Below are 21605 nucleotides of genomic sequence, written 5' to 3' on the forward strand. Positions count from 1 at the left end.
TACTGGAATCGGCCGCCCTCGGGCGGCCTTTTTCATGCTTGTCGATTGGCGCCGGACCTGATTAAAACGCCCCGTGCTGCCGGACACTTGCTGTCGCGCCACCGGCGAAACCTACCCAGAGGAACGTGAATGGCCCTTTCCATCGCCACATGGAACATCAACTCCGTCCGCCTGCGCATGCCGCTGGTGGAGCATCTCTTGTTGAACTGGCAGCCCGACATCCTCTGCCTGCAGGAAACCAAATGCCCGGACGACCAGTTTCCGTCGGCTCCGCTCAGAAAGCTCGGCTACAACTATATCGAAATGCACGGGCAGAAGGGCTACCACGGCGTGGCGACCATCTCTCGCCTGCCGCTTACCGAACTGACCGATCGCCGCAACTATTGCGGCGTCGGCGACGCGCGCCATCTCTCCGTCGTCTTCGCGGCCGGCGGCAAGACTGTTCGCCTGCACAATTTCTATGTGCCGGCCGGTGGCGACGAACCGGACCGCACGATCAATCCGAAATTCGGCCACAAGCTCGACTTCGTCGACGAGATGAAGCTGCTGCACGCCGAGGCCGAGGCGGGCATCTCGTCGATCCTGGTCGGCGACCTGAATATCGCGCCGCTGGAGCACGATGTCTGGTCGCACAAGCAGTTGCTGAAGATCGTCAGCCACACCCCCGTCGAGACCGACGGGCTCACCACGGTCATGACCGGCGGCGCCTGGGTCGACCTGATGCGCCAGCACACCCCGCCGCCGGAAAAGCTCTACACCTGGTGGAGCTATCGGGCGAAGGACTGGGCGGCGGTCGACCGGGGTCGCCGGCTCGACCACATCTGGTCCTCCGCCGACCTCGCCGCGAAACTCGTCCGCGTCGACATCCTCAGGGAAGCCCGCGGCTGGGAGCGCCCCTCCGACCATGTGCCGGTGATCGCGCATTTCGAATTGTGAGTCCGCGTCAATTGCCCCTCACCCTAGCCCTCTCCCCGTTCTCACGGGGAGAGGGAACAGGAACGCGCAACTCGCTCTTCCTACAACAATAGGCGGGGCGAGACGGGGCCGCGAGTCGCCTTCGCCCCGCTTGCGGGGAGAAGGTGGCCGGCAGGCCGGATGAGGGGCAAGCCTCGCCTCGACTAAGCAAACCGCCCGGCAAGCGCCTCGACGCGGCGGATCATTGCCTGGAGGTTGTCGCGGATCCGGGCTTCGACCATTGCGGTGACCTCGGGATATTCCTCCAGCATGCGGCGGAAGAGCGGCCGGTTGATGCGGATCACCTCGCTGTCCTCGTCGGCGGTCGCGGTGAACTTGCGTTCGACCATCGATATCAGCGCCAACTCCGACAGCAACGCGCCGCGGGAGACGGTGTCGACGTGCTGCGGGCGCCCGTCGGCGTCGAGTTTCGACAGCGAGAAGCTGCCGACGGCAACCGCATAGGCGCAATCGGCCGGTGCGCCTTCGCGGAAGAGCTCGTGGCCCTTCGCGACGCGACGGCGCTCGGCGCCGAAGGCGATCAGCCGGAGCTTGTCGTCGCCGATCTCCGCAAAAAGCGAGACGTTGGACAGAAGCGCGATATCGTCATTGAGCGCCAAGCAGCATGTCTCCTAGCTGACGGGGAGGAGCGCGACCTGGAAGGGAAAGCCGCTTCCCACTTTTCCGCGATCCCGCGTTACGGAACGATCTTGTAGCCGCCGTTCTCTGTCACCAAAATCTCGGCATTGGAAGGGTCGCGTTCGATTTTCTGGCGCAGCCGGTAGACATGCGTCTCGAGCGTGTGGGTCGTCACCCCGGAATTGTAGCCCCAGACCTCTTCGAGCAGGACGTCGCGGGTCACCACCTTCTGGTCGGCCCGGTAGAGGTAGCGGATGATCGCCGCCTCCTTCTCGGTCAAGCGTATCTTCTGGCCGTTGTCCATCGTCAGCAGTTTCTGGCTCGGCTTGAACGTGTAGGGACCGACGCTGAAGGTCGCGTCCTCGCTCTGCTCGTGCTGGCGAAGCTGGGCGCGGATACGGGCCAGAAGCACGGCAAAGCGGAAGGGCTTGGTGACATAGTCGTTGGCGCCGGCTTCGAGGCCGAGGATCGTGTCCGAATCGGTGTCGTGACCGGTCAGCATGATGATCGGCGCCTTGAATCCGCCCTTGCGCAACAGCTTCACCGCCTCGCGGCCGTCCATGTCCGGCAGGCCGACGTCCACGATCAGCAGGTCCACCTGGCGTGTCCGCGCCGTCTGGATGCCCTTGCCGGCGGTCGCTTCCTGCAGGAGGTCGAACTCCTCGTAAAGAGAAAGCTGCTCTATCAACGTCTCACGCAGGTCGTTGTCATCGTCGACAAGGAGGATGGTGCGCGTCGCCATGGGACAGTTCCTGTTGCTTCCTGGATTCAAACTAGCTCAAATGCCGCCCTTGGCAAAGCGCGGCGGCCACGCAATCTTGTCGCCCTGCAGCCGTGCTTAGGGTGGCCGCGAGATCACAGGCAAAGCAAGAATTTGTGAGAATAATGCGCAAGAAAACGTCGGGAGTAAGATCGCGGAAATCCACCATTGTCGTCCGGGCTGCGCCGCGCGACCGCCGGCGCGCGCTTCTCAGCTTCGACGGCAGAACGGAGCAGGCAGCGATCGGGCGAAGTGGCCTCACCGCCATGAAGCGCGAAGGCGACGGCGCGACGCCGCGGGCGACGATGAAGCTGATCGGCGGCTTCACGCGTCGCGACCGCGTCTCCCTGCCGCCGACGCCACTGCCGATACGCGGGATCCGTCGCGACATGCTCTGGTGCGACGCCCCCGACCATGCTTCCTACAACCGCCCGGTCAGGGCGCCGTTTGCCGCGAGCCACGAAACGATGATGCGGAATGACGGGCTTTACGATGTTTGCCTCGTCATGGACTGGAACATCTCCTGCAGGCGGAGGCAAGTCGGCTCGGCGATCTTCTTCCACCTCATTCGTCCCGGCTATGAGCCGACACAAGGCTGCATCGCCGTCAGCCTGCCCGCTATGAAGCGGCTGATCCGGCACATGCGTCGGGGGATGGTCGTCAGGGTTGCTTAGGATGGCCTCATGATCCATCCTTGAGCAGCCGCGGCGTCACGAACTGGACGAGCCGGCCCGCGCCGGGCGCGATCTCCGACCATTGCTCGATGGTGAAATCCATGACGGCGAGCCCGGCCGTCGGAAACTTCTCCTTGAGGCGCTCCAGCGCCACCGCATCGCCACCGCCCGCGAGGAGCAGCGCGAGTTCAGCCATGCCCGGATTGTGCCCGACGAGCAGCAGCTTTTCGACGGACGGCTCCACCTTGCGGATCACGTCGATGATGGCCGTGGCGGCAACCTCGTAGATGCCGACGGCGTCACGGGCGGCAACCTTGTGCGGCAAAGCTTCGGCGACGAGCTCCCAAGTCTCTTGCGCGCGCCGGGCGGTCGAAACGAGGGCGAGGTCCGGGATCAGGCCCCGCCGCGCCATGAAAGTGCCGATTGCAGGGGCCGCCTTTCGACCGCGGCCTGCGAGCGGCCGGCGGTGGTCGGCAACCCCCTCCGGCCAGGCGGATTTGGCGTGGCGGAGCAGCATGAGACGGCGTATCGGAGGGCTGGCATCGTCAGGCATGAAGCGTTCCTCCTGTGTCGGCCGATGATCTTATTTGTCGCACCGTACCATGCAATAAAAAAGGCCGCCCCGAAGGGCGGCCAAGCATGCCGGAAAAGCTCAAAACCGGCTTATTTCCACTCGCGGATATCGACGAAGTGGCCCGCCACGGCGGCGGCGGCGGCCATCGCCGGCGAGACCAGGTGGGTACGGCCCTTGAAGCCCTGGCGGCCTTCGAAGTTGCGGTTCGAGGTCGAGGCGCAGCGCTCGCCCGGCTTCAACCGGTCGTCGTTCATCGCCAGGCACATGGAGCAGCCGGGTTCGCGCCAGTCGAAGCCGGCTTCCTTGAAGATCTTGTCGAGGCCCTCGGCTTCCGCCTGTTCCTTGACGAGACCGGAACCCGGCACGATCATCGCCGACACGGTCGAGGCGACCTTGCGGCCCTCGACGACCTTGGCGACGGCACGCAGATCCTCGATGCGGCCGTTGGTGCAGGAGCCGATGAAGACCCGGTCGATGGCGATATCGGTGATCTTCGTATCCGGCTTCAGGCCCATATAGTCGAGCGCCCGCCATTTCGAAGCGCGCTTCGTCTCCTCCTGGATGTCGTCCGGGTTCGGAACGACGCCCTGGACCGAAACGACGTCCTCCGGCGACGAGCCCCAGGAGACGATCGGCGGCAGGTTGGCCGCGTCGAGGACGACGACGCGGTCGTAATGGGCGCCCTCGTCGGTGTTGAGCGTCTTCCAGTAGTCGAGCGCCATGTCCCAGGCGCTGCCCTTCGGGGCACGCGGCTTGTCCTTGATATATTCGAAGGTCGTTTCGTCCGGCGCGATCAGGCCGGCCCGGGCGCCGCCTTCGATCGTCATGTTGCAGATGGTCATGCGGCCTTCCATCGACAGCGAGCGGATCGCCTCGCCGGCGAATTCGATGACATGGCCCGTACCGCCGGCCGTGCCGATCTCGCCGATGATGGCCAGGATGATGTCCTTGGCGGTGACGCCGGGCGGCAATTGTCCGTCGACGCGCACCAGCATGTTCTTCGCCTTCTTCTGGATCAGCGTCTGGGTCGCCAGCACGTGCTCCACTTCCGACGTGCCGATGCCATGCGCCAGCGCGCCGAAGGCGCCATGCGTCGAGGTGTGGCTGTCGCCGCAGACGATCGTCATGCCCGGCAGCGTGAAGCCCTGCTCGGGGCCGACGATGTGGACGATGCCCTGGCGCTTGTCGTTCTCCGAATAATATTCGACGCCGAAATCGGCGGCGTTCCTGGCGAGCGCCTCGACCTGGATGCGACTTTCCTCGTTCTTGATGCCGAGATGACGGTCCGGCGAGGTCGGCACGTTGTGGTCGACGACGGCGAGCGTCTTTTCCGGGGCGCGGACCTTGCGGCCGGCCATGCGCAGGCCTTCGAAGGCCTGCGGACTCGTCACCTCGTGCACGAGGTGACGGTCGATGTAGAGCAGACAGGTGCCGTCATCCTGTTGATTGACCAGATGGTCGTCCCAGATCTTGTCATAGAGGGTACGCGGTGCGCTCATGGCGATATATCCATCGAAAGTTCAGAATACGGAAAACCGGCGGCGGTGCGGCCGGAAACAACACTGATCAAGCGATCAGGCTAGGCGGCTGGTGAGCGCGCCGCAGACGCGCGAAAAAAAACGTGCCGGCAGACGCTTGTGGTCCTGCAGCACGACGATTTTCTGTTCGCGACATCCGAATTTGGATTCCATGGCCGGTGCTCATATCAATTTTTTGATTGTTCGGCAATCGGCGAGATGGGCGGAACAGGCTTACCCTGCAAGGGGCTCACAACGAGCCCACAAGGGTTGGGAGGGGAACAATTCCGCGCGACAGTTGCGCCTGCGTCCGTCCTGTCGCGTCATTCCGCCCTATGGCCGGACGACACAGACGCCGTGCTCCCACGCGCAGGCGCTGGCATTGGTCTGCGGCGAGACGACGATGATCTTCGGGCGCGCTGCCGGCGGGGCTGCCTCGAGGCCGTCCTCGGCGAAATAGGAGTAGCTGCCGGCCTGGCTGAAATAGATGCCGTTGCCCGGCTGCTCATAGGCCGAGAGGTTGCCGGTATAGGTGCCGAGACCGGGAATCCCGGACGGAAAATCATAGCCGCCATCGAAGTCGCCGCTGTAGCTGCCGGCGCCGTAGCCCCTTCCGTCGATGAATACAAAGTCGCCGCGATTGCGGTCACGCCGCGCGAAGTGAGAGGGCCAGTGCTTCCGCCGGATATGACGGGTGCGGGTTTGAACGTTGCCCAGGCCGCCTGTCTCGAAAGACGGGAAGTCATCGACGCTGGAATTGACGGAGCGGTGGCGCCGATGGCCGGCGAAATGGCGGCGATCATGTGCCTTGTGGCGGGCATGGTGTGGGGCGCGGTGCTTGAGCCGGACATGCCGGACCCGTGTCTCCACCTCCGGCAGGCCCTCGCCGTTCCCCGCTTGCGCGGGCGGGCCGACGGGGATCGCCAGCGTGAAGGCCAGGAGGAGAACTTTGGTCGCATGGACCGCGCGCAACAGATTCATTCTGTCCTGCCTTCAGGATGCGGTTAACGAATTCTTAATCGCATCCTGATGCAAGCGCAGGCAAATGTCACGGATTCGATTGGCTTTTCCGCCCATATCGTTAACGGGCGGATGTCTCCGGCAGACCGGAAAATGCCGCTTTTCGTCTAATCGATTTTATTTATTTTGCACCGCAAGCATACTTGTCGTTAAGCAATATGGTGATTAAAGGTCCGGATGACTGAATTGCGCACAATCGGGTGCGATACCGGATGAAATTAGTCTAGTTTAAGGGCGTGGACTCCGGTCATTTCGTGAGGTTCCGATGACGAATGTCACAAGAAGCCGGCCGCTCTCGCCGCATCTTCAAATCTACAAGCCCATTCCCACCATGGTCATGTCGATCGTGCACCGCATTACCGGCGGCGCACTCTATTTCGGCACGATCCTGGTTGCCTGGTGGTTGATCGCCGCCGCCTCGGGCGCTGCCTATTACGATTGGGTGAATTGGCTGTTCGGCACGCTGATCGGCAAGCTCGTGCTCTTCGGCTACACCTGGGCATTGGTGCATCACATGCTCGGCGGTATCCGCCATTTCATCTGGGATCTCGGCTACGGCTACGAGAAGCATTTCGCGACGAAGATGGCCAAGGCGACGCTCGCCGGGTCGGTTGCGCTGACGCTCCTTCTCTGGATCGTCGGTTCTCTCGTTCGCTAAGGGGAAATCACCATGGACATGCGCACACCCCTCGGCAAGGTTCGCGGTCTCGGCTCGGCCAAGGAGGGTACGGACCACTTCTGGCGCCAGCGCCTGACGGCCGTCGCCAACCTTCCGCTCTTGATCTTCTTCGTCTTCTTCGTAGCCCGCTATGCCGGTGCGCCGCATGCGGAATTCGTCGCCGCCCTCGCCAATCCGTTCGTCGCGGTGATCATAGCTCTCGTCGTGACCTCGGCGCTCGTCCACATGCGGATCGGCATGCAGGTCATCATCGAAGACTACGTCCATGCGGAGGGCGCCAAGATCGCGCTTCTCATGCTCAATACATTCTTTGCGATCGCGATCGGCGGGCTCTGTCTTTTCGCCGTCCTGAAGATCGCTTTTGCAGGGTAATTTCGTCATGGCATCGATCAGTTCCCCCGCTGCAAACGGCAAGGCCTATCAATATGTCGATCACGCCTTCGACGTCGTCGTCGTCGGCGCCGGCGGCGCCGGCCTGCGTGCGACCCTCGGCATGGCCGAGCAGGGCCTCAAGACCGCTTGCATCACCAAGGTCTTCCCGACACGCTCCCACACGGTCGCGGCCCAGGGCGGCATCGCCGCCTCGCTGCAGAACATGACGCCGGACTCCTGGCAGTGGCACCTCTACGACACGGTCAAAGGTTCGGACTGGCTCGGCGATGTCGACGCCATGCAATATCTCGCCATGGAAGCGCCGAAGGCCGTCTATGAGCTCGAGCATTACGGCGTGCCCTTCTCGCGCAACGAGGAAGGCAAGATCTACCAGCGGCCCTTCGGCGGCCACATGCAGAACTACGGCGAAGGCCCGCCGGTGCAGCGCACCTGCGCCGCCGCCGACCGCACCGGCCACGCGATCCTGCATACGCTCTACGGCCAGTCGCTCCGCAACAACGCCGAGTTCTTCATCGAATATTTCGCCCTCGACCTGATCATGTCGGATGACGGGCGCTGCACCGGCGTCGTCGCGTGGAACCTCGACGACGGCACGATCCACCGCTTTGCCGCGAAGATGGTGGTCTTGGCGACCGGCGGCTACGGCCGCGCCTATTTCTCGGCGACCTCGGCGCATACCTGCACCGGCGACGGCGGCGGCATGATCGCCCGCGCCGGCCTGCCGCTGCAGGACATGGAGTTCGTGCAGTTCCACCCGACCGGCATCTACGGCGCCGGCTGTCTGATCACCGAAGGGGCGCGCGGCGAGGGCGGTTATCTCGTCAACGCGGAAGGCGAGCGCTTCATGGAGCGCTATGCGCCCTCGGCCAAGGACCTCGCTTCCCGTGACGTCGTCTCGCGCTGCATGACGATGGAGATCCGCGAGGGCCGCGGCGTCGGCAAGAACAAGGACCATATCTTCCTGCACCTTGATCATCTCGATCCGAAGGTGCTGCACGAACGCCTGCCGGGCATCTCGGAATCGGCGAAGATCTTTGCCGGCGTCGACGTCACCCGCGAACCGATCCCGGTTCTGCCGACCGTTCACTACAACATGGGCGGCGTTCCGACCAACTATTGGGGCGAGGTGCTGAATGCGGACGCTCAGAACCCCGAGCGCATCGCGCCCGGCCTGATGGCGGTCGGCGAAGCCGGCTGCGCCTCGGTGCATGGCGCCAACCGCCTCGGCTCGAACTCGCTGATCGACCTCGTCGTCTTCGGCCGGGCTGCGGCGATCCGCGCCGGCCAGATCATCGACCGCAACGAGGCGGTGCCGGAGGTCGACACGGCTGCCTCGGACCGGATCATGGAGCGCTTCGACCGGCTGCGCCACGCCAGGGGCGGCACGCCGACGGCGGCGCTGCGCGACAAGATGCAGCGCGCCATGCAGGAGGATGCGGCCGTGTTCCGCACCCAGGAATCGCTCGAATCCGGCTGCCAGCGCCTGTCGGCGATCTGGAAGGAACTGCCGGACGTCAAGGTCACCGACCGCTCGATGATCTGGAACTCCGACCTCGTCGAGACGCTGGAGCTCGAGAACCTGATGGCCAACGCCATCACCACGGTCTACGGCGCCGAAGCGCGCAAGGAAAGCCGCGGCGCGCACGCCCGCGAGGACTACAAGGACGGCCCGCTCGGCGGCCGTGACGACGTCAACTGGCGCAAGCACACGCTCGCCTGGGTCAACGACGCCGGCGATGTCCGGCTCGAATATCGTCCGGTTCACACCGAGCTTATTGCCGCGGGCATCGATCCGAAGAAGATCGAGCCGAAGGCACGAGTGTATTGATGCAATGACGGGCAAGGGCGTCCAATATTTCAACCTCGCGGCATCCGCGGCTTCGCGGCGCGTCGAAAAGGATGGATATTTTGCTTGCCCTTGCTGTGACTCCTACTCGCTCACCGAAGCTGGCGAATGGGAGATCTGTAATGTCTGCGGGTGGGAAGATGACCCAGCCCAAGAGGCAGTTTCGGATCTAGCTGGCGGCGCAAACAAGGTAAGCCTGCTTCTGGCGCGAGAGAATTATCGCCTCAGTGGCTGTTCTGACCCGCAGAAGCTTAATCAGCGCCCAAAGTTGCCATAGGATTGGACAAGGTAGCATGGTTGAACTCGCTCTCCCGAAGAACTCGCAGGTCAATGAAGGCAAGGTCTGGCCGAAGCCGGTCGGCGCGACGAACCTTCGCGAATACCGCGTCTATCGCTGGAATCCGGACGACGGAAAGAACCCGCGGGTCGATACATACTATATCGACATCGACGATTGCGGGCCGATGGTTCTCGACGGGCTGCTCTATATCAAGAACAACATCGATCCGACGCTGACGCTGCGCCGCTCCTGCCGCGAGGGGATCTGCGGCTCCTGCGCGATGAACATCGACGGCACCAATACGCTGGCCTGCACCAAGGGCATGGACGAGATCAAGGGCTCGGTGAAGGTCTATCCGCTGCCGCACATGCCGGTCGTCAAGGACCTGGTGCCGGATCTGACGAATTTCTACGCCCAGCACCGCTCGATCGAGCCGTGGCTGAAGACGGTGTCGCCGACGCCGGCGAAGGAATGGCGGCAGAGCCATGAAGACCGCCAGAAGCTCGACGGGCTTTACGAGTGCATCCTCTGCGCCTGCTGCTCGACCTCCTGTCCGAGCTATTGGTGGAACGGCGACCGCTATCTCGGTCCGGCCGTTCTGTTGCAGGCCTATCGCTGGCTGATCGACTCGAGAGACGAGGCGACCGGCGAGCGCCTCGACAATCTCGAGGATCCGTTCCGGCTCTACCGCTGCCACACGATCATGAATTGCGCCCAGGCCTGTCCGAAGGGCTTGAACCCCGCCAAGGCGATCGGCGAGATCAAGAAGATGCTGGTCGAGCGCCGGTTCTAGCGGCACAGCACCGACAATCAATGGCAATCCGACGGCGGGCCGAGTGCCCGCCGTCTGCATATCACGGCTCTCACATCGACGTGTCGGTAAGTGAATTGAAAGCCGCCGCGACGCGTATAGGTAATAGTGGTGGAGGGTCGCCGATGCTTCGCTTGGCTGTCGGAATCGCCGTGAGCTGCCTTTTCCTCTCGCCGGCGCAGGCGGCCGAGCCGCAATATGCGATCTTCGCCGGCGGCTGTTTCTGGTGCGTCGAGAGCGACTTCGACGACGTGTCCGGCGTTCTCGAAACGATTTCCGGCTATGCCGGCGGCAAGACCGAAAATCCCACCTATGCGGACTATGCGAAGGGCGGGCACCGCGAGGTGGTGCGGATCAAGTTCGATCCCGACAAGGTCTCCTATGCGGAGCTGGTCGGCGTGCTGTTCCACACGACGGATCCGACCGACGGCGGCGGCCAGTTTTGCGATCGCGGCTTCTCCTATACGACGGCGATCTACGCGCTTACCGAGCCGCAGGCAATGCAGGCCAAGGCCGAGAAAATCAAGGCCGAGGCCGAACTCGGCAGGCCGATCGCGACGCCCGTCGAAGGGCCCGCGACGTTCTGGCCTGCCGAAGACCGTCATCAGGATTTCGCGGCGCGGAATCCGATCCGTTACTGGTACTACCGCAATGGCTGCGGCCGAAACCGGGCAGTCGAGGCACTTTGGGGCGAGCGCGCCTATGCCGGCGTCAGCCACTGAGTCCGGTATTCGCTCTCAGGTGAACAGCCGGAACGGCATTTTCCCGGCCTCAACTCAAGCGTTTCCATCGTGCAACAGCCAAGACCGAAATGCGGTGCCTTGATCTCACTGGTGGATTTGCTGTAATTCGGCCTTTATTATCGCATTGCATCATGGTTCGCGGACAATATCGGGGGTAAAGACATGCGGGTTTTTCATGCGGCGGCGGGGCTTGTTATTGTGCTTGCGCTGACCGGATGCCAGCGGACATCCTTTGGCGGCTTCGGTTCTCAGGATGTTTCTGCCGCTCCAGCCCCCCTGCAAGCGCAACCGGTGCCATCGGTCTCCTCGGGCCAGCTTCCGGATCCGACGACGAGCACCTCGCAATTCCCGAGCGCTCCGACGGGGACGCCGGCAGCCGGCGCGCCCGGGGGCACGAATGTGGCCGCCGCCACCAGCGCGCTCGACGTGACGAAGGAATCGATGGTCGGCAATTGGCGCGTTTCGAGCGCCGGCAGTTCCTGCGACATGTTCCTGACGCTGACCAATCTCGGCAGCGGCTCACGCGGCGGCACGCGCGGCTGCGCCGGCGAACTGACGGCGATGGGATCGTGGGAGGTCGCCGGCAAGCAGGTCGTGCTCAAGGACCGCAGCGGCAATCCGATCGCCCGCCTCTACAAGACCGCCGATGCGCGCTTCGACGGCTCGACCAATGGCGGCCAGCCGGTCAGCCTCAGCCGCTGACCTATCCTCCGGTCCGGCTTTTCTGCCGGACTTACAGCGCCGCGCGTCTTGTCAGACGCGCAAAGGTCGCTGTAGCTCTTTAAGTTGCTGCATGTTTCCTTGGATCGGCCAGGATCTAAGGAAACATGCGGGGAGACGGCCTGTCGTCGGGGTGGGGCTTCCGCCAGCAGCCTTAAGTCTCACCTCCCAAAACAGCCCCTGGCACAACCAGGTGCATCGTGCTCAATCCTGACGACAGTATTCTCCACAAGCTCGAGGCGCTCGTTGCGGCCGGTGAGCGGCAGCGTGACCCGGCTCAATGCGCCATCGCAAGGCGGCTTGACCATCTGACGGCAGAACTCCTTGCCAGCCGCCCGTCGCGCAAGGCCAACGCGCTCGGCTGGCTTTTCGCGGCCCGCAAAAAGGAGCACGCGCCGGTCAAGGGCCTCTATATCCATGGCGGCGTCGGCCGCGGCAAGACCATGCTCATGGACATGTTTTCGACGCGGTGCCCATTCAGCGCAAGCGGCGCGCCCATTTCCACGAATTCATGGCGGATGTGCACGAGCGCATCTACAAGCACCGCCAGAGGCTCAAGAACGGCGAGACCAAGCAGGCCGACCCGATCCAGCCGGTTGCGTCGGAGCTTTTCGCCGAGGCGCGGCTTCTGTGTTTCGACGAATTCTCGGTGACCGACATCGCCGATGCGATGATCCTCGGGCGGCTCTTCGGCGAGCTCTTCGCCAAGGGCTGCGTGCTGGTGGCGACCTCGAACGTGGAGCCCTCCGAGCTTTACCGCGACGGTCTCAACCGCGGTCTCTTTCTGCCTTTCATCGACCTCCTGAAAGCCAATACAGGGATCATCTCGCTCGACACGGACACCGATTATCGCCTGCGCAAGACCGAGGGAAATCCCGTCTGGCTGTCGCCGCTCGGACCGGAAACCGAGGCGGCGATGGATCGCGCCTGGTATGTCGCGACCAACGGCGCGCCCGCCAGCTCGGCGGAGATCGGCCGGAAGGGCCGGAAGATCCATGTGCCGGGCGCCGTCGGCCAGTGCGCCCGCTTTTCCTTCGCCGATCTCTGCGCCCAGCCGCTCGGTGCGGCTGATTACCTGGCAATCCTGTCGCAATACCGGACGATCTTCCTCGACCGCGTTCCGCATCTCGGCCCGCATATGCGCAACGAGACGAAGCGCTTCATCATTCTGGTCGATGCGCTCTACGACCAGGGCGCCCGTCTCTTCGCCTCGGCCGCCGCCGAGCCCGAGTGGCTCCTGGTCGCTAAAAAGGGTACCGAAGGGTTCGAATTCGACCGGACGGTTTCGCGTCTCATCGAGATGCAAAGTGAGGAATATGCCGCCCAACATACTGAAAATACGGTCTTTCCGTGACGCGATGATGACGGTAATTCTTACCTTTACGTAAGAATTTTATGATCTAACCGATTGAATTTGCTCTATCGAAAAGTATGGATTGATATTTTACCATTTGCCGTTTAAGGGCTTTGCGCGAAGGTTTGGCGTTTGCCGCGTTTCAGGCCTCGATCATGGATCACAAAGGAAGCACTTTCATGGCGCGCAACAAGATCGCACTTATTGGTTCAGGGATGATTGGTGGCACTCTGGCGCATCTCGCCGGCCTCAAGGAACTGGGCGACATCGTCCTGTTCGATATTGCCGACGGCATCCCGCAAGGTAAGGGCCTCGACATCGCCCAGTCCTCGCCGGTCGAAGGTTTCGACGCATCGCTGACCGGCGCCAGCGACTATGCGGCGATCGAAGGTGCCGACGTCTGCATCGTCACTGCCGGTGTTCCGCGCAAGCCCGGCATGAGCCGCGACGATCTGCTCGGCATCAACCTGAAGGTCATGGAACAGGTCGGCGCCGGCATCAAGAAATATGCTCCGAACGCCTTCGTCATCTGCATCACCAACCCGCTCGACGCCATGGTGTGGGCGCTGCAGAAGTTCTCCGGCCTGCCGAAGAACAAGGTCGTCGGCATGGCCGGCGTGCTCGACTCGTCGCGCTTCCGCCTCTTCCTCGCCCAGGAATTCAACGTTTCGGTCCAGGACATCACCGCCTTCGTTCTCGGCGGCCATGGCGACACGATGGTGCCGCTCGCCCGCTACTCGACCGTCGCCGGCATTCCGCTGACCGATCTCGTCCAGATGGGCTGGGTAACCAAGGAACGCCTCGAAGAAATCATCCAGCGCACCCGTGACGGCGGCGCCGAGATCGTCGGCCTCCTGAAGACCGGCTCGGCCTACTACGCGCCAGCCGCTTCCGCGATCGAAATGGCCGAGGCCTATCTGAAGGACAAGAAGCGCGTGCTTCCCTGCGCGGCGCATCTCTCCGGCCAGTACGGCGTCAAGGACATGTATGTCGGCGTGCCGACGGTCATCGGCGCCGGCGGCGTCGAGCGCATCATCGAGATCGACCTCAACAAGGGCGAGAAGGAAGCCTTCGACAAGTCGGTCGGGGCTGTCGCCGGCCTTTGCGAGGCCTGCATCGGCATTGCGCCGAGCCTGAAGTAACCGCCGCCAGGCCGATCAGACAGGTCAATCAGACAGGAAAGAACCCATGAACATTCATGAATATCAGGCCAAGGCTCTCCTGAAGAGCTACGGCGCGCCGGTCGCGGAAGGGGTCGCGATCTTCTCCGCTGCCGAAGCCGAAGCGGCCGCCAAGAAGCTGCCGGGACCGCTCTACGTCGTCAAGAGCCAGATCCATGCGGGCGGCCGCGGCAAGGGCAAGTTCAAGGAACTTGGGCCCGATGCCAAGGGCGGCGTGCGCCTGGCGAAGTCGGTCGACGAGGTCGTCGCCAATGCCACGGAGATGCTCGGCAATACGCTGGTGACCAAGCAGACCGGCCCGGCCGGCAAGCAGGTCAACCGCCTCTATATCGAGGACGGCGCCGACATCGATCGCGAACTCTATCTCTCGATCCTCGTCGACCGCTCCGTCGGCCAGGTTGCCTTCGTCGTCTCGACCGAGGGCGGCATGGACATCGAAGCCGTTGCCGAGCACACGCCGGAAAAGATCGTCACCGTTGCGATCGACCCGGGCAAGGGCGTTACCGCTGACGATCTGAAGACGCTGACCGCGGCGCTGCAGCTCGACGGCGAAGCGCGCGCCGACGCCGAGAAGCTCTTCCCGATCCTCTACAAGGCCTTCGTCGAGAAGGACATGAGCCTGCTCGAGGTCAACCCGCTGATCGTCATGAAGAACGGCCGCATGCGCGTCCTCGACGCAAAGGTGTCGTTCGACGGCAATGCGCTCTTCCGCCACGATGACGTCGTCGCGCTGCGCGACACGACCGAAGAGGACGAGAAGGAAATCGAAGCCTCGAAGCACGACCTCGCCTATGTCGCCCTCGACGGCAATATCGGCTGCATGGTCAACGGCGCCGGCCTTGCGATGGCGACGATGGACATCATCAAGCTCTACGGCGCCGAGCCGGCGAACTTCCTCGATGTCGGCGGCGGCGCTTCCAAGGAGAAGGTTACGCACGCCTTCAAGATCATCACCGCCGATCCGGCCGTGAAGGGCATCCTGGTCAACATCTTCGGCGGCATCATGAAGTGCGACGTCATCGCCGAAGGCGTGCTTGCCGCGGTCAAGGAAGTCGGCCTCAAGGTGCCGCTCGTCGTGCGCCTCGAGGGCACCAATGTCGATCTCGGCAAGAAGATCATCAATGAATCGGGCCTCAACGTCATCTCCGCCGATGATCTGGACGATGCCGCCCAGAAGATCGTTGCAGCCGTGAAGGGAGCCTGAGGTTTCATGTCCATCCTGATCAACAAAGACACCAAGGTCCTCGTCCAGGGCCTGACCGGCAAGACCGGCACCTTCCATACCGAGCAGGCGCTTGCCTACAACGGCACGAAGATGGTCGGCGGCATCCACCCGAAGAAGGGCGGCGAGACCTGGACCGGCTCCAAGGGCGAAGCGCTGCCGATCTTCGCGACGGTTGCCGAAGGCCGCGAGGCGACCGGCGCCAACGCATCGGTCATCTACGTTCCGCCGGCCGGCGCCGCCGCGGCGATCATCGAGGCGATCGACGCGGAAATCCCGCTGATCGTCTGCATCACCGAAGGCATTCCGGTCGCCGACATGGTCAAGGTCAAGGCGCGGCTCGAAAAGTCGTCCTCGCGCCTCATCGGCCCGAACTGCCCGGGCGTGCTGACGCCGAACGAATGCAAGATCGGCATCATGCCGGGCAACATCTTCCGCAAGGGCTCGGTCGGCGTGCTGTCGCGCTCCGGCACGCTCACCTACGAGGCGGTGTTCCAGACCACCAATGAGGGCCTCGGCCAGACGACCGCCGTCGGCATCGGCGGCGACCCGGTCAAGGGCACCGAGTTCATCGACGTCTTGGAAATGTTCCTCGCCGACGACGAGACCAAGTCGATCATCATGATCGGCGAGATCGGCGGCTCGGCCGAAGAGGACGCGGCGCAGTTCCTGAAGGACGAGGCCAAGCGCGGTCGCAAGAAGCCGATGGTCGGCTTCATCGCCGGCCGTACGGCACCTCCCGGCCGCACCATGGGTCATGCCGGCGCCGTCATCTCCGGCGGCAAGGGCGGCGCGGAAGACAAGATCGCGGCGATGGAATCCGCCGGCATCCGCGTCTCGCCGTCGCCGGCCCGGCTCGGCAAGACTCTCGTCGAAGTCCTGAAGGGCTGACGAACCTCTCCGGGGCGGCATCCGGTGCCGCCCCAATGGAGCCACGAACGACACGATGATCGAGCGGTCGGGCGAGACGAGAGTGGCGAAGCGCCGCATCCCCGCACCGACCGACGCAAGCCGGGACTGATGCGTCTGACCTTTCGAAGGCCATCCCGATCCGGGCGCCAGGCAAACATGACCGGGACAACCCGGCATCCCAACTTAGAGTCAGGAGGCGGACCAAGTCCGCGAGAGACCATGACAAGGCAAGAGGCCAACGAGCAATTCCAGCTCACTTCGTTTCTGGACGGCGCCAATGCCGCCTATATCGAGCAGCTCTATGCACGCTATGAAGCGGACCCGGCGTCCGTTTCGGCCGAATGGCAGTCCTTCTTCAAGGCGCTTGCCGACAGGCCCGAAGATGTGGTGAAGGCGGCCAAGGGGGCCTCCTGGAAGAAGAAAAATTGGCCGATCGCCGCCAATGGCGAACTCGTCTCCGCGCTCGACGGCGATTGGGGCACCGTCGAAAAGATCGTCGAGAAGAAGGTCAAGGCGAAGGCCGAGGAAGCGGCCGTCGCGACCGGCGTTCCGGTCAGCGAGGCCGAGGTTCATCAGTCGACGCGCGATTCCGTCCGCGCCATCATGATGATCCGCGCCTACCGCATGCGCGGCCACCTGCATGCCAAGCTCGACCCGCTCGGCCTTGCCGATCCGGTCGAGGATTACGACGAGCTTTCCCCGAAGACCTACGGCTTCGAAGAGAAGGATTACGATCGCAGGATCTTCCTCGACAACGTGCTCGGGCTCCAATACGGCACCGTGCGCGAGATGGTCGAGATCCTCGAGCGGACCTATTGCTCGACGATGGGCGTCGAATTCATGCACATGTCCAATCCGGAGGAGAAGGCCTGGATCCAGGAGCGGATCGAGGGACCGGACAAGGGCGTCGAGTTCACCCCCGAGGGCAAGCGGGCAATCCTGCAGAAGCTTATCGAGGCGGAAGGCTTCGAGCAGTTCATCGACGTCAGGTACAAGGGCACCAAGCGGTTCGGTCTCGACGGCGGCGAGTCGCTCATTCCGGCGCTCGAGCAGCTCATCAAGCGCGGCGGCCAGCTTGGCCTCAAGGAGATCGTTCTCGGCATGGCCCATCGCGGCCGCCTCAACGTGCTCTCCCAGGTCATGGCCAAGCCGCACCGCGCCATCTTCCATGAGTTCAAGGGCGGCTCCTATGCGCCGGACGAGGTGGAAGGCTCGGGCGACGTCAAGTATCACCTCGGCGCCTCCTCCGACCGGGAATTCGACGGCAACAAGGTGCACCTGTCGCTGACGGCGAACCCCTCGCATCTCGAGATCGTCAACCCGGTCGTCATGGGCAAGGCGCGGGCCAAGCAGGACCAGATGGCGACCGTCTTCGAGGGCGACATCATTCCGTTGCGTGAACGCGTCAAGGTCATGCCGCTTCTGCTGCACGGCGACGCGGCCTTCGCCGGCCAGGGCGTTATCGCAGAAATCCTCGGTCTCTCTGGTCTGCGCGGCCACCGCGTTGCCGGTACCGTGCATTTCATCATCAACAACCAGATCGGCTTTACCACCAACCCGGCCTTCTCTCGGTCCTCGCCCTATCCTTCGGACGTGGCGAAGATGATCGAAGCGCCGATCTTCCACGTGAACGGCGATGACCCGGAAGCCGTCGTCTATGCGGCCAAGGTCGCGACCGAGTTCCGGATGAAGTTCCACAAGCCGGTCGTCGTCGACATGTTCTGCTACCGCCGCTTCGGTCACAACGAGGGCGACGAGCCGGCGTTCACGCAGCCGAAGATGTACAAGGCCATCCGCGCCCACAAGACCGTCGTCCAGGTCTATTCGCAGCGCCTCATCGCCGAAGGTCTCATGAACGAGGGCGATGTGGAGAAGATGAAGGCCGACTGGCGCGCCCATCTCGAGCAGGAATTCGAGGCCGGCCAGTCCTACAAGCCGAACAAGGCCGACTGGCTCGACGGCGTATGGTCGGGCCTGCGCACCGCCGACAATCAGGACGAGCAGCGCCGTGGCCGGACGTCCGTGCCGATGAAGCAGCTCAAGGAAATCGGCCGCAAGCTCTCCGAAATCCCGGCCGGCTTCAACGCGCATCGCACCATCCAGCGCTTCATGGAAAACCGCGCCAACATGGTCCAGACCGGCGAGGGGATCGACTGGGCGATGGCGGAAGCGCTCGCCTTCGGGACGCTCGTCAGCGAGGGCACGAAGATCCGCCTGTCGGGCCAGGATTGCGAGCGCGGCACCTTCTCGCAGCGCCACTCGGTCCTCTACGACCAGGAGAGCGAGGAGCGCTACATTCCGCTCGCCAATCTGTCGCCGACCCAGGCGCGCTACGAGGTCATCAACTCGATGCTCTCGGAAGAGGCGGTCCTCGGCTTCGAATACGGCTACTCGCTGGCCCGCCCGAATGCTCTGACGCTCTGGGAAGCCCAGTTCGGCGATTTCGCCAACGGCGCGCAGGTGGTCTTCGACCAGTTCGTCTCGTCGGGCGAACGCAAGTGGCTGCGCATGTCCGGCCTCGTCTGCCTGCTGCCGCACGGCTATGAAGGCCAGGGACCGGAGCATTCCTCGGCCCGCCTCGAACGCTTCCTGCAGCTCTGCGCGGAAGACAACATGCAGGTCGCCAACGTCACGACACCGGCGAACTACTTCCACATCCTGCGCCGTCAGGTGAAGCGCGACTTCCGCAAGCCGCTGATCCTGATGACGCCGAAGTCGCTGCTGCGCCACAAGCGGGCGATCTCCAGCCTTTCCGAGATGGCCGGCGAGAGCTCCTTCCACCGCCTGCTGTGGGACGATGCGGAAGTCATCAAGGACGGCCCGATCAAGCTGCAGAAGGATTCGAAGATCCGGCGCGTCGTTCTCTGCACGGGCAAGGTCTATTACGATCTTCTCGAAGAGCGCGAGAAGCGCGGCATCGACGACATCTATCTGCTGCGCGTCGAGCAGCTCTATCCGTTCCCGGCCAAGGCGCTGATCAACGAGCTCAGCCGCTTCCGCCATGCGGAGATGGTCTGGTGCCAGGAAGAGCCGAAGAACATGGGGGCCTGGTCGTTCATCGACCCCTATCTCGAATGGGTTCTCGCCCATATCGACGCCAAGTATCAGCGGGTGCGCTACACCGGCCGTCCGGCGGCCGCCTCGCCGGCGACCGGCCTGATGTCCAAGCACATGGCGCAGCTCAACGCCTTCCTCGAGGACGCGCTGGGGGGCTGATCAAGCCCCTCGCCGCCTGCCAATCGACAGAAACAGATATCTGATCAACGGAACAACAATCATGGCAACAGAAATCCGCGTTCCTACCCTCGGCGAATCCGTCAGCGAAGCGACCGTCGGGACCTGGTTCAAGAAGGTCGGCGATGCGATCAAGGCCGACGAGCCGATCCTCGAGCTCGAGACCGACAAGGTGACGATCGAAGTGCCGGCGCCAACTGCCGGGACGCTCAGCGAAATCGTCGCGCAGGCCGGCGAGACCGTCGGCCTTGGCGCGCTGCTTGGCCAGATCGCCGAAGGCGCCGGTGCCGCCGCAGCCGCTCCGGCTCCGGCCGAGAAGAAGTCCGAGCCCGCTGCCGCCGCTCCGGCCGCCCAGCCGGCCGCCGCTGCCGCGCCGCAGGCTGCCTCCTCGATGCCGCCCGCCCCGGCGGCCGCCAAGCTCCTGGCCGAAAACAACCTCTCGGCCGACCAGATCGATGGTTCGGGCAAGCGCGGCCAGGTGCTGAAGGGTGACGTGCTTGCCGCCGTCGCCAAGGGAATTTCTGCGCCTGCTGCCGCAGAGCCGGCCAAGGTTCAGGCGCGCGCCCCGGCGACGGCCGAGGACGCCGTCCGCGAAGAGCGCGTCAAGATGACCCGCCTGCGCCAGACGATCGCCCGGCGCCTCAAGGACGCCCAGAACACCGCCGCGATGCTCACCACCTACAACGAGGTGGACATGAGTGCCGTCATGAGCCTGCGCAACAAGTACAAGGACATCTTCGAGAAGAAGCACGGCGTGAAGCTCGGCTTCATGGGCTTTTTCACCAAGGCCGTCACGCATGCGCTCAAGGAACTGCCGGCCGTCAACGCCGAGATCGACGGCACCGATATCATCTACAAGAACTACTGCCATGTCGGAGTCGCCGTCGGCACGGAGAAGGGCCTCGTCGTTCCGATCGTCCGCGATGCCGACCAGATGTCGATCGCCGAGATCGAGAAGGAAATCGGCCGTCTTGGCAAGGCGGCGCGCGACGGCGCGCTGTCGATGGCCGACATGCAGGGCGGCACCTTCACCATCTCCAACGGTGGCGTCTACGGTTCGCTGATGTCCTCGCCGATCCTCAATGCGCCGCAGTCGGGCATCCTCGGCATGCACAAGATCCAGGACCGCCCGGTCGCGATCGGCGGCCAGGTCGTCATCCGTCCGATGATGTATCTGGCGCTCTCCTACGATCACCGCATCGTCGACGGCAAGGAAGCCGTGACCTTCCTGGTGCGCGTCAAGGAAAGCCTCGAGGATCCGGAACGTCTGGTGCTCGACCTCTAAGTCAAGCCGGGGGCGTGAGCCCCCGTTTCCGTCTTGCCGCGCGCAACCGTCGACGCGGCCCGCTCGACAGCGATGGAGCCGGAAGCTAGGGTGCTGCAAAGCACGCTATGCGGGCATGCAGGTCTTTCGGCTCCGTCTTGATCTTCAACGCACCGGTGGCAACCATGAGCGCTTACCTGATCGAACTCGCATCGCTGATGGCGATCTTCTTCTTCGCCGTCGTTTCGCCCGGGGCCGACCTCGCCATGGTGATGCGCCAGTCGCTCGTCCACGGCCGGCGGGCGGCGATCATCACCTCGTTCGGCATCGGCGCGTCACTGATGTTCCACGTCAGCTATACCGTTCTCGGCCTGGGGCTGATCATTTCGCAATCGATCTACCTCTTCAACATCGTCAAATGGTGCGGCGTCGCTTACCTGATCTATATCGGCGTCAAGGCGCTCCGGGCCGGACAGACCGCGATCGCCGTCGACCCGGCCGAGGATGCCGGGAGGGGCAAGGGGCAGTCGGCGCTGAAGGCCCTCGGCCTCGGCTTTGCCGCCAATGCGCTCAACCCGAAGGCGGTCTTCTTCTTCCTGTCGATCTTCTCGACCGTCGTCAGCGCGCACACGCCGATGTTCGTCAAGTTCGGCTACGGCCTTGTCATGGCGAGCGCTCTCTTTACCTGGTTCGTCGGCGTCAGCCTGTTCATGACCACGCCGCGGATGCGCGCCGCCTTCACGCGAGCGAGCAAGTGGATCGACCGGACAAGCGGCATGGTGTTCATCGCGCTCGGCCTGAAGCTCGCGACCGAGAAGGCTGCCTGAT

20 protein-coding genes and 1 pseudogene are annotated in these 21605 nt (G+C 63.6%); 16 read left to right on the forward strand and 5 right to left on the reverse strand.

Features of this window, described 5'->3' with window-relative positions; genetic code table 11:
- The first annotated feature begins 129 nt into the window (after positions 1–129).
- Positions 130–936 carry an exodeoxyribonuclease III gene (locus tag N181_RS10925; protein ID WP_037393770.1) on the forward strand — a complete coding sequence of 269 codons (807 nt, stop codon included), beginning with the start codon at positions 130–132 and terminating at the stop codon, positions 934–936.
- A 182-nt stretch (positions 937–1118) separates the two neighbouring features.
- On the opposite strand, the gene N181_RS10930 is transcribed toward N181_RS10925, so the two are convergent.
- Both N181_RS10930 and N181_RS10935 read right to left on the reverse strand, forming a co-directional pair.
- The gene (locus N181_RS10930; RefSeq protein WP_014330068.1) at positions 1119–1574 is read right to left on the reverse strand and encodes a cyclic nucleotide-binding domain-containing protein; all 456 of its coding nucleotides are present in this window, start codon (positions 1572–1574) and stop codon (positions 1119–1121) included.
- 77 nt (positions 1575–1651) lie between these two features.
- Positions 1652–2335: a response regulator transcription factor gene (locus tag N181_RS10935; RefSeq protein ID WP_012709630.1), complete on the reverse strand. Its 684-nt coding sequence runs from the start codon at positions 2333–2335 to the stop codon at positions 1652–1654.
- Positions 2336–2478: 143 nt separating this feature from the next.
- Here N181_RS10935 and N181_RS10940 point away from each other — a divergent pair, with 143 nt between their 5' ends.
- A complete protein-coding gene (locus N181_RS10940) occupies positions 2479–3027 on the forward strand; it encodes a L,D-transpeptidase family protein (RefSeq protein ID WP_037393766.1) in 549 nt (182 codons plus the stop codon).
- A gap of 7 nt (positions 3028–3034) precedes the next feature.
- Here the strand turns inward: N181_RS10940 and N181_RS10945 are convergent, their stop codons facing one another.
- The 3 genes from N181_RS10945 to N181_RS10955 all read right to left on the reverse strand — a co-directional run bounded on the left by N181_RS10945 (position 3035) and on the right by N181_RS10955 (position 6099).
- The gene (locus N181_RS10945; protein WP_037393763.1) at positions 3035–3580 is read right to left on the reverse strand and encodes a SixA phosphatase family protein; all 546 of its coding nucleotides are present in this window, start codon (positions 3578–3580) and stop codon (positions 3035–3037) included.
- A gap of 110 nt (positions 3581–3690) precedes the next feature.
- Positions 3691–5100 (reverse strand): 3-isopropylmalate dehydratase large subunit, encoded by a 1410-nt coding sequence (gene leuC, locus N181_RS10950; RefSeq protein ID WP_037393760.1) that lies wholly within the window; start codon positions 5098–5100, stop codon positions 3691–3693.
- Between the two features lie 351 nt (positions 5101–5451).
- A complete protein-coding gene (locus N181_RS10955; RefSeq protein WP_037393758.1) occupies positions 5452–6099 on the reverse strand; it encodes a hypothetical protein in 648 nt (215 codons plus the stop codon).
- A 304-nt stretch (positions 6100–6403) separates the two neighbouring features.
- Here N181_RS10955 and sdhC point away from each other — a divergent pair, with 304 nt between their 5' ends.
- The 14 genes and pseudogenes from sdhC (at position 6404) to N181_RS11020 (ending at position 21604) form a co-directional block, all read left to right on the forward strand.
- Positions 6404–6796 carry a succinate dehydrogenase, cytochrome b556 subunit gene (gene sdhC, locus N181_RS10960; RefSeq protein WP_014330061.1) on the forward strand — a complete coding sequence of 131 codons (393 nt, stop codon included), beginning with the start codon at positions 6404–6406 and terminating at the stop codon, positions 6794–6796.
- A gap of 12 nt (positions 6797–6808) precedes the next feature.
- Complete coding sequence (gene sdhD, locus N181_RS10965; RefSeq protein ID WP_037393756.1) at positions 6809–7189, forward strand: succinate dehydrogenase, hydrophobic membrane anchor protein; 381 nt, start codon at positions 6809–6811, stop codon at positions 7187–7189.
- 7 nt (positions 7190–7196) lie between these two features.
- Positions 7197–9038, forward strand: a complete 1842-nt coding sequence (sdhA, locus tag N181_RS10970) for a succinate dehydrogenase flavoprotein subunit (RefSeq protein WP_037393754.1) — start codon at positions 7197–7199, stop codon at positions 9036–9038.
- A gap of 4 nt (positions 9039–9042) precedes the next feature.
- Positions 9043–9333, forward strand: coding sequence for a CPCC family cysteine-rich protein (locus tag N181_RS35525; protein WP_080577385.1), 291 nt, complete (start codon positions 9043–9045; stop codon positions 9331–9333).
- Between the two features lie 16 nt (positions 9334–9349).
- Complete coding sequence (locus N181_RS10975) at positions 9350–10129, forward strand: succinate dehydrogenase iron-sulfur subunit (RefSeq protein ID WP_012709621.1); 780 nt, start codon at positions 9350–9352, stop codon at positions 10127–10129.
- 143 nt (positions 10130–10272) lie between these two features.
- On the forward strand, positions 10273–10869 hold the full coding sequence (gene msrA / locus N181_RS10980) for a peptide-methionine (S)-S-oxide reductase MsrA (RefSeq protein ID WP_037393752.1): 597 nt from the start codon (positions 10273–10275) through the stop codon (positions 10867–10869).
- 183 nt (positions 10870–11052) lie between these two features.
- Positions 11053–11592: a protease inhibitor Inh/omp19 family protein gene (locus N181_RS10985; RefSeq protein ID WP_037456298.1), complete on the forward strand. Its 540-nt coding sequence runs from the start codon at positions 11053–11055 to the stop codon at positions 11590–11592.
- 218 nt (positions 11593–11810) lie between these two features.
- Positions 11811–12964: pseudogene (gene zapE, locus N181_RS10990) on the forward strand (cell division protein ZapE).
- Positions 12965–13143: 179 nt separating this feature from the next.
- Entirely contained in the window at positions 13144–14106 is a 963-nt protein-coding gene (mdh, locus tag N181_RS10995) for a malate dehydrogenase (protein WP_037393726.1), read from the forward strand.
- Positions 14107–14152: 46 nt separating this feature from the next.
- Complete coding sequence (gene sucC, locus N181_RS11000) at positions 14153–15349, forward strand: ADP-forming succinate--CoA ligase subunit beta (protein ID WP_037393723.1); 1197 nt, start codon at positions 14153–14155, stop codon at positions 15347–15349.
- A gap of 6 nt (positions 15350–15355) precedes the next feature.
- On the forward strand, positions 15356–16258 hold the full coding sequence (gene sucD, locus N181_RS11005) for a succinate--CoA ligase subunit alpha (protein ID WP_037393720.1): 903 nt from the start codon (positions 15356–15358) through the stop codon (positions 16256–16258).
- A gap of 240 nt (positions 16259–16498) precedes the next feature.
- Positions 16499–19495, forward strand: a complete 2997-nt coding sequence (locus N181_RS11010; protein WP_037393717.1) for a 2-oxoglutarate dehydrogenase E1 component — start codon at positions 16499–16501, stop codon at positions 19493–19495.
- Positions 19496–19556: 61 nt separating this feature from the next.
- On the forward strand, positions 19557–20798 hold the full coding sequence (gene odhB / locus N181_RS11015) for a 2-oxoglutarate dehydrogenase complex dihydrolipoyllysine-residue succinyltransferase (protein ID WP_037393714.1): 1242 nt from the start codon (positions 19557–19559) through the stop codon (positions 20796–20798).
- A 164-nt stretch (positions 20799–20962) separates the two neighbouring features.
- Complete coding sequence (locus N181_RS11020; RefSeq protein ID WP_037393740.1) at positions 20963–21604, forward strand: LysE family transporter; 642 nt, start codon at positions 20963–20965, stop codon at positions 21602–21604.
- Position 21605: the final 1 nt, after the last annotated feature.

The organism is Sinorhizobium fredii USDA 205 (assembly GCF_001461695.1).
Lineage (GTDB): Bacteria > Pseudomonadota > Alphaproteobacteria > Rhizobiales > Rhizobiaceae > Sinorhizobium > Sinorhizobium fredii.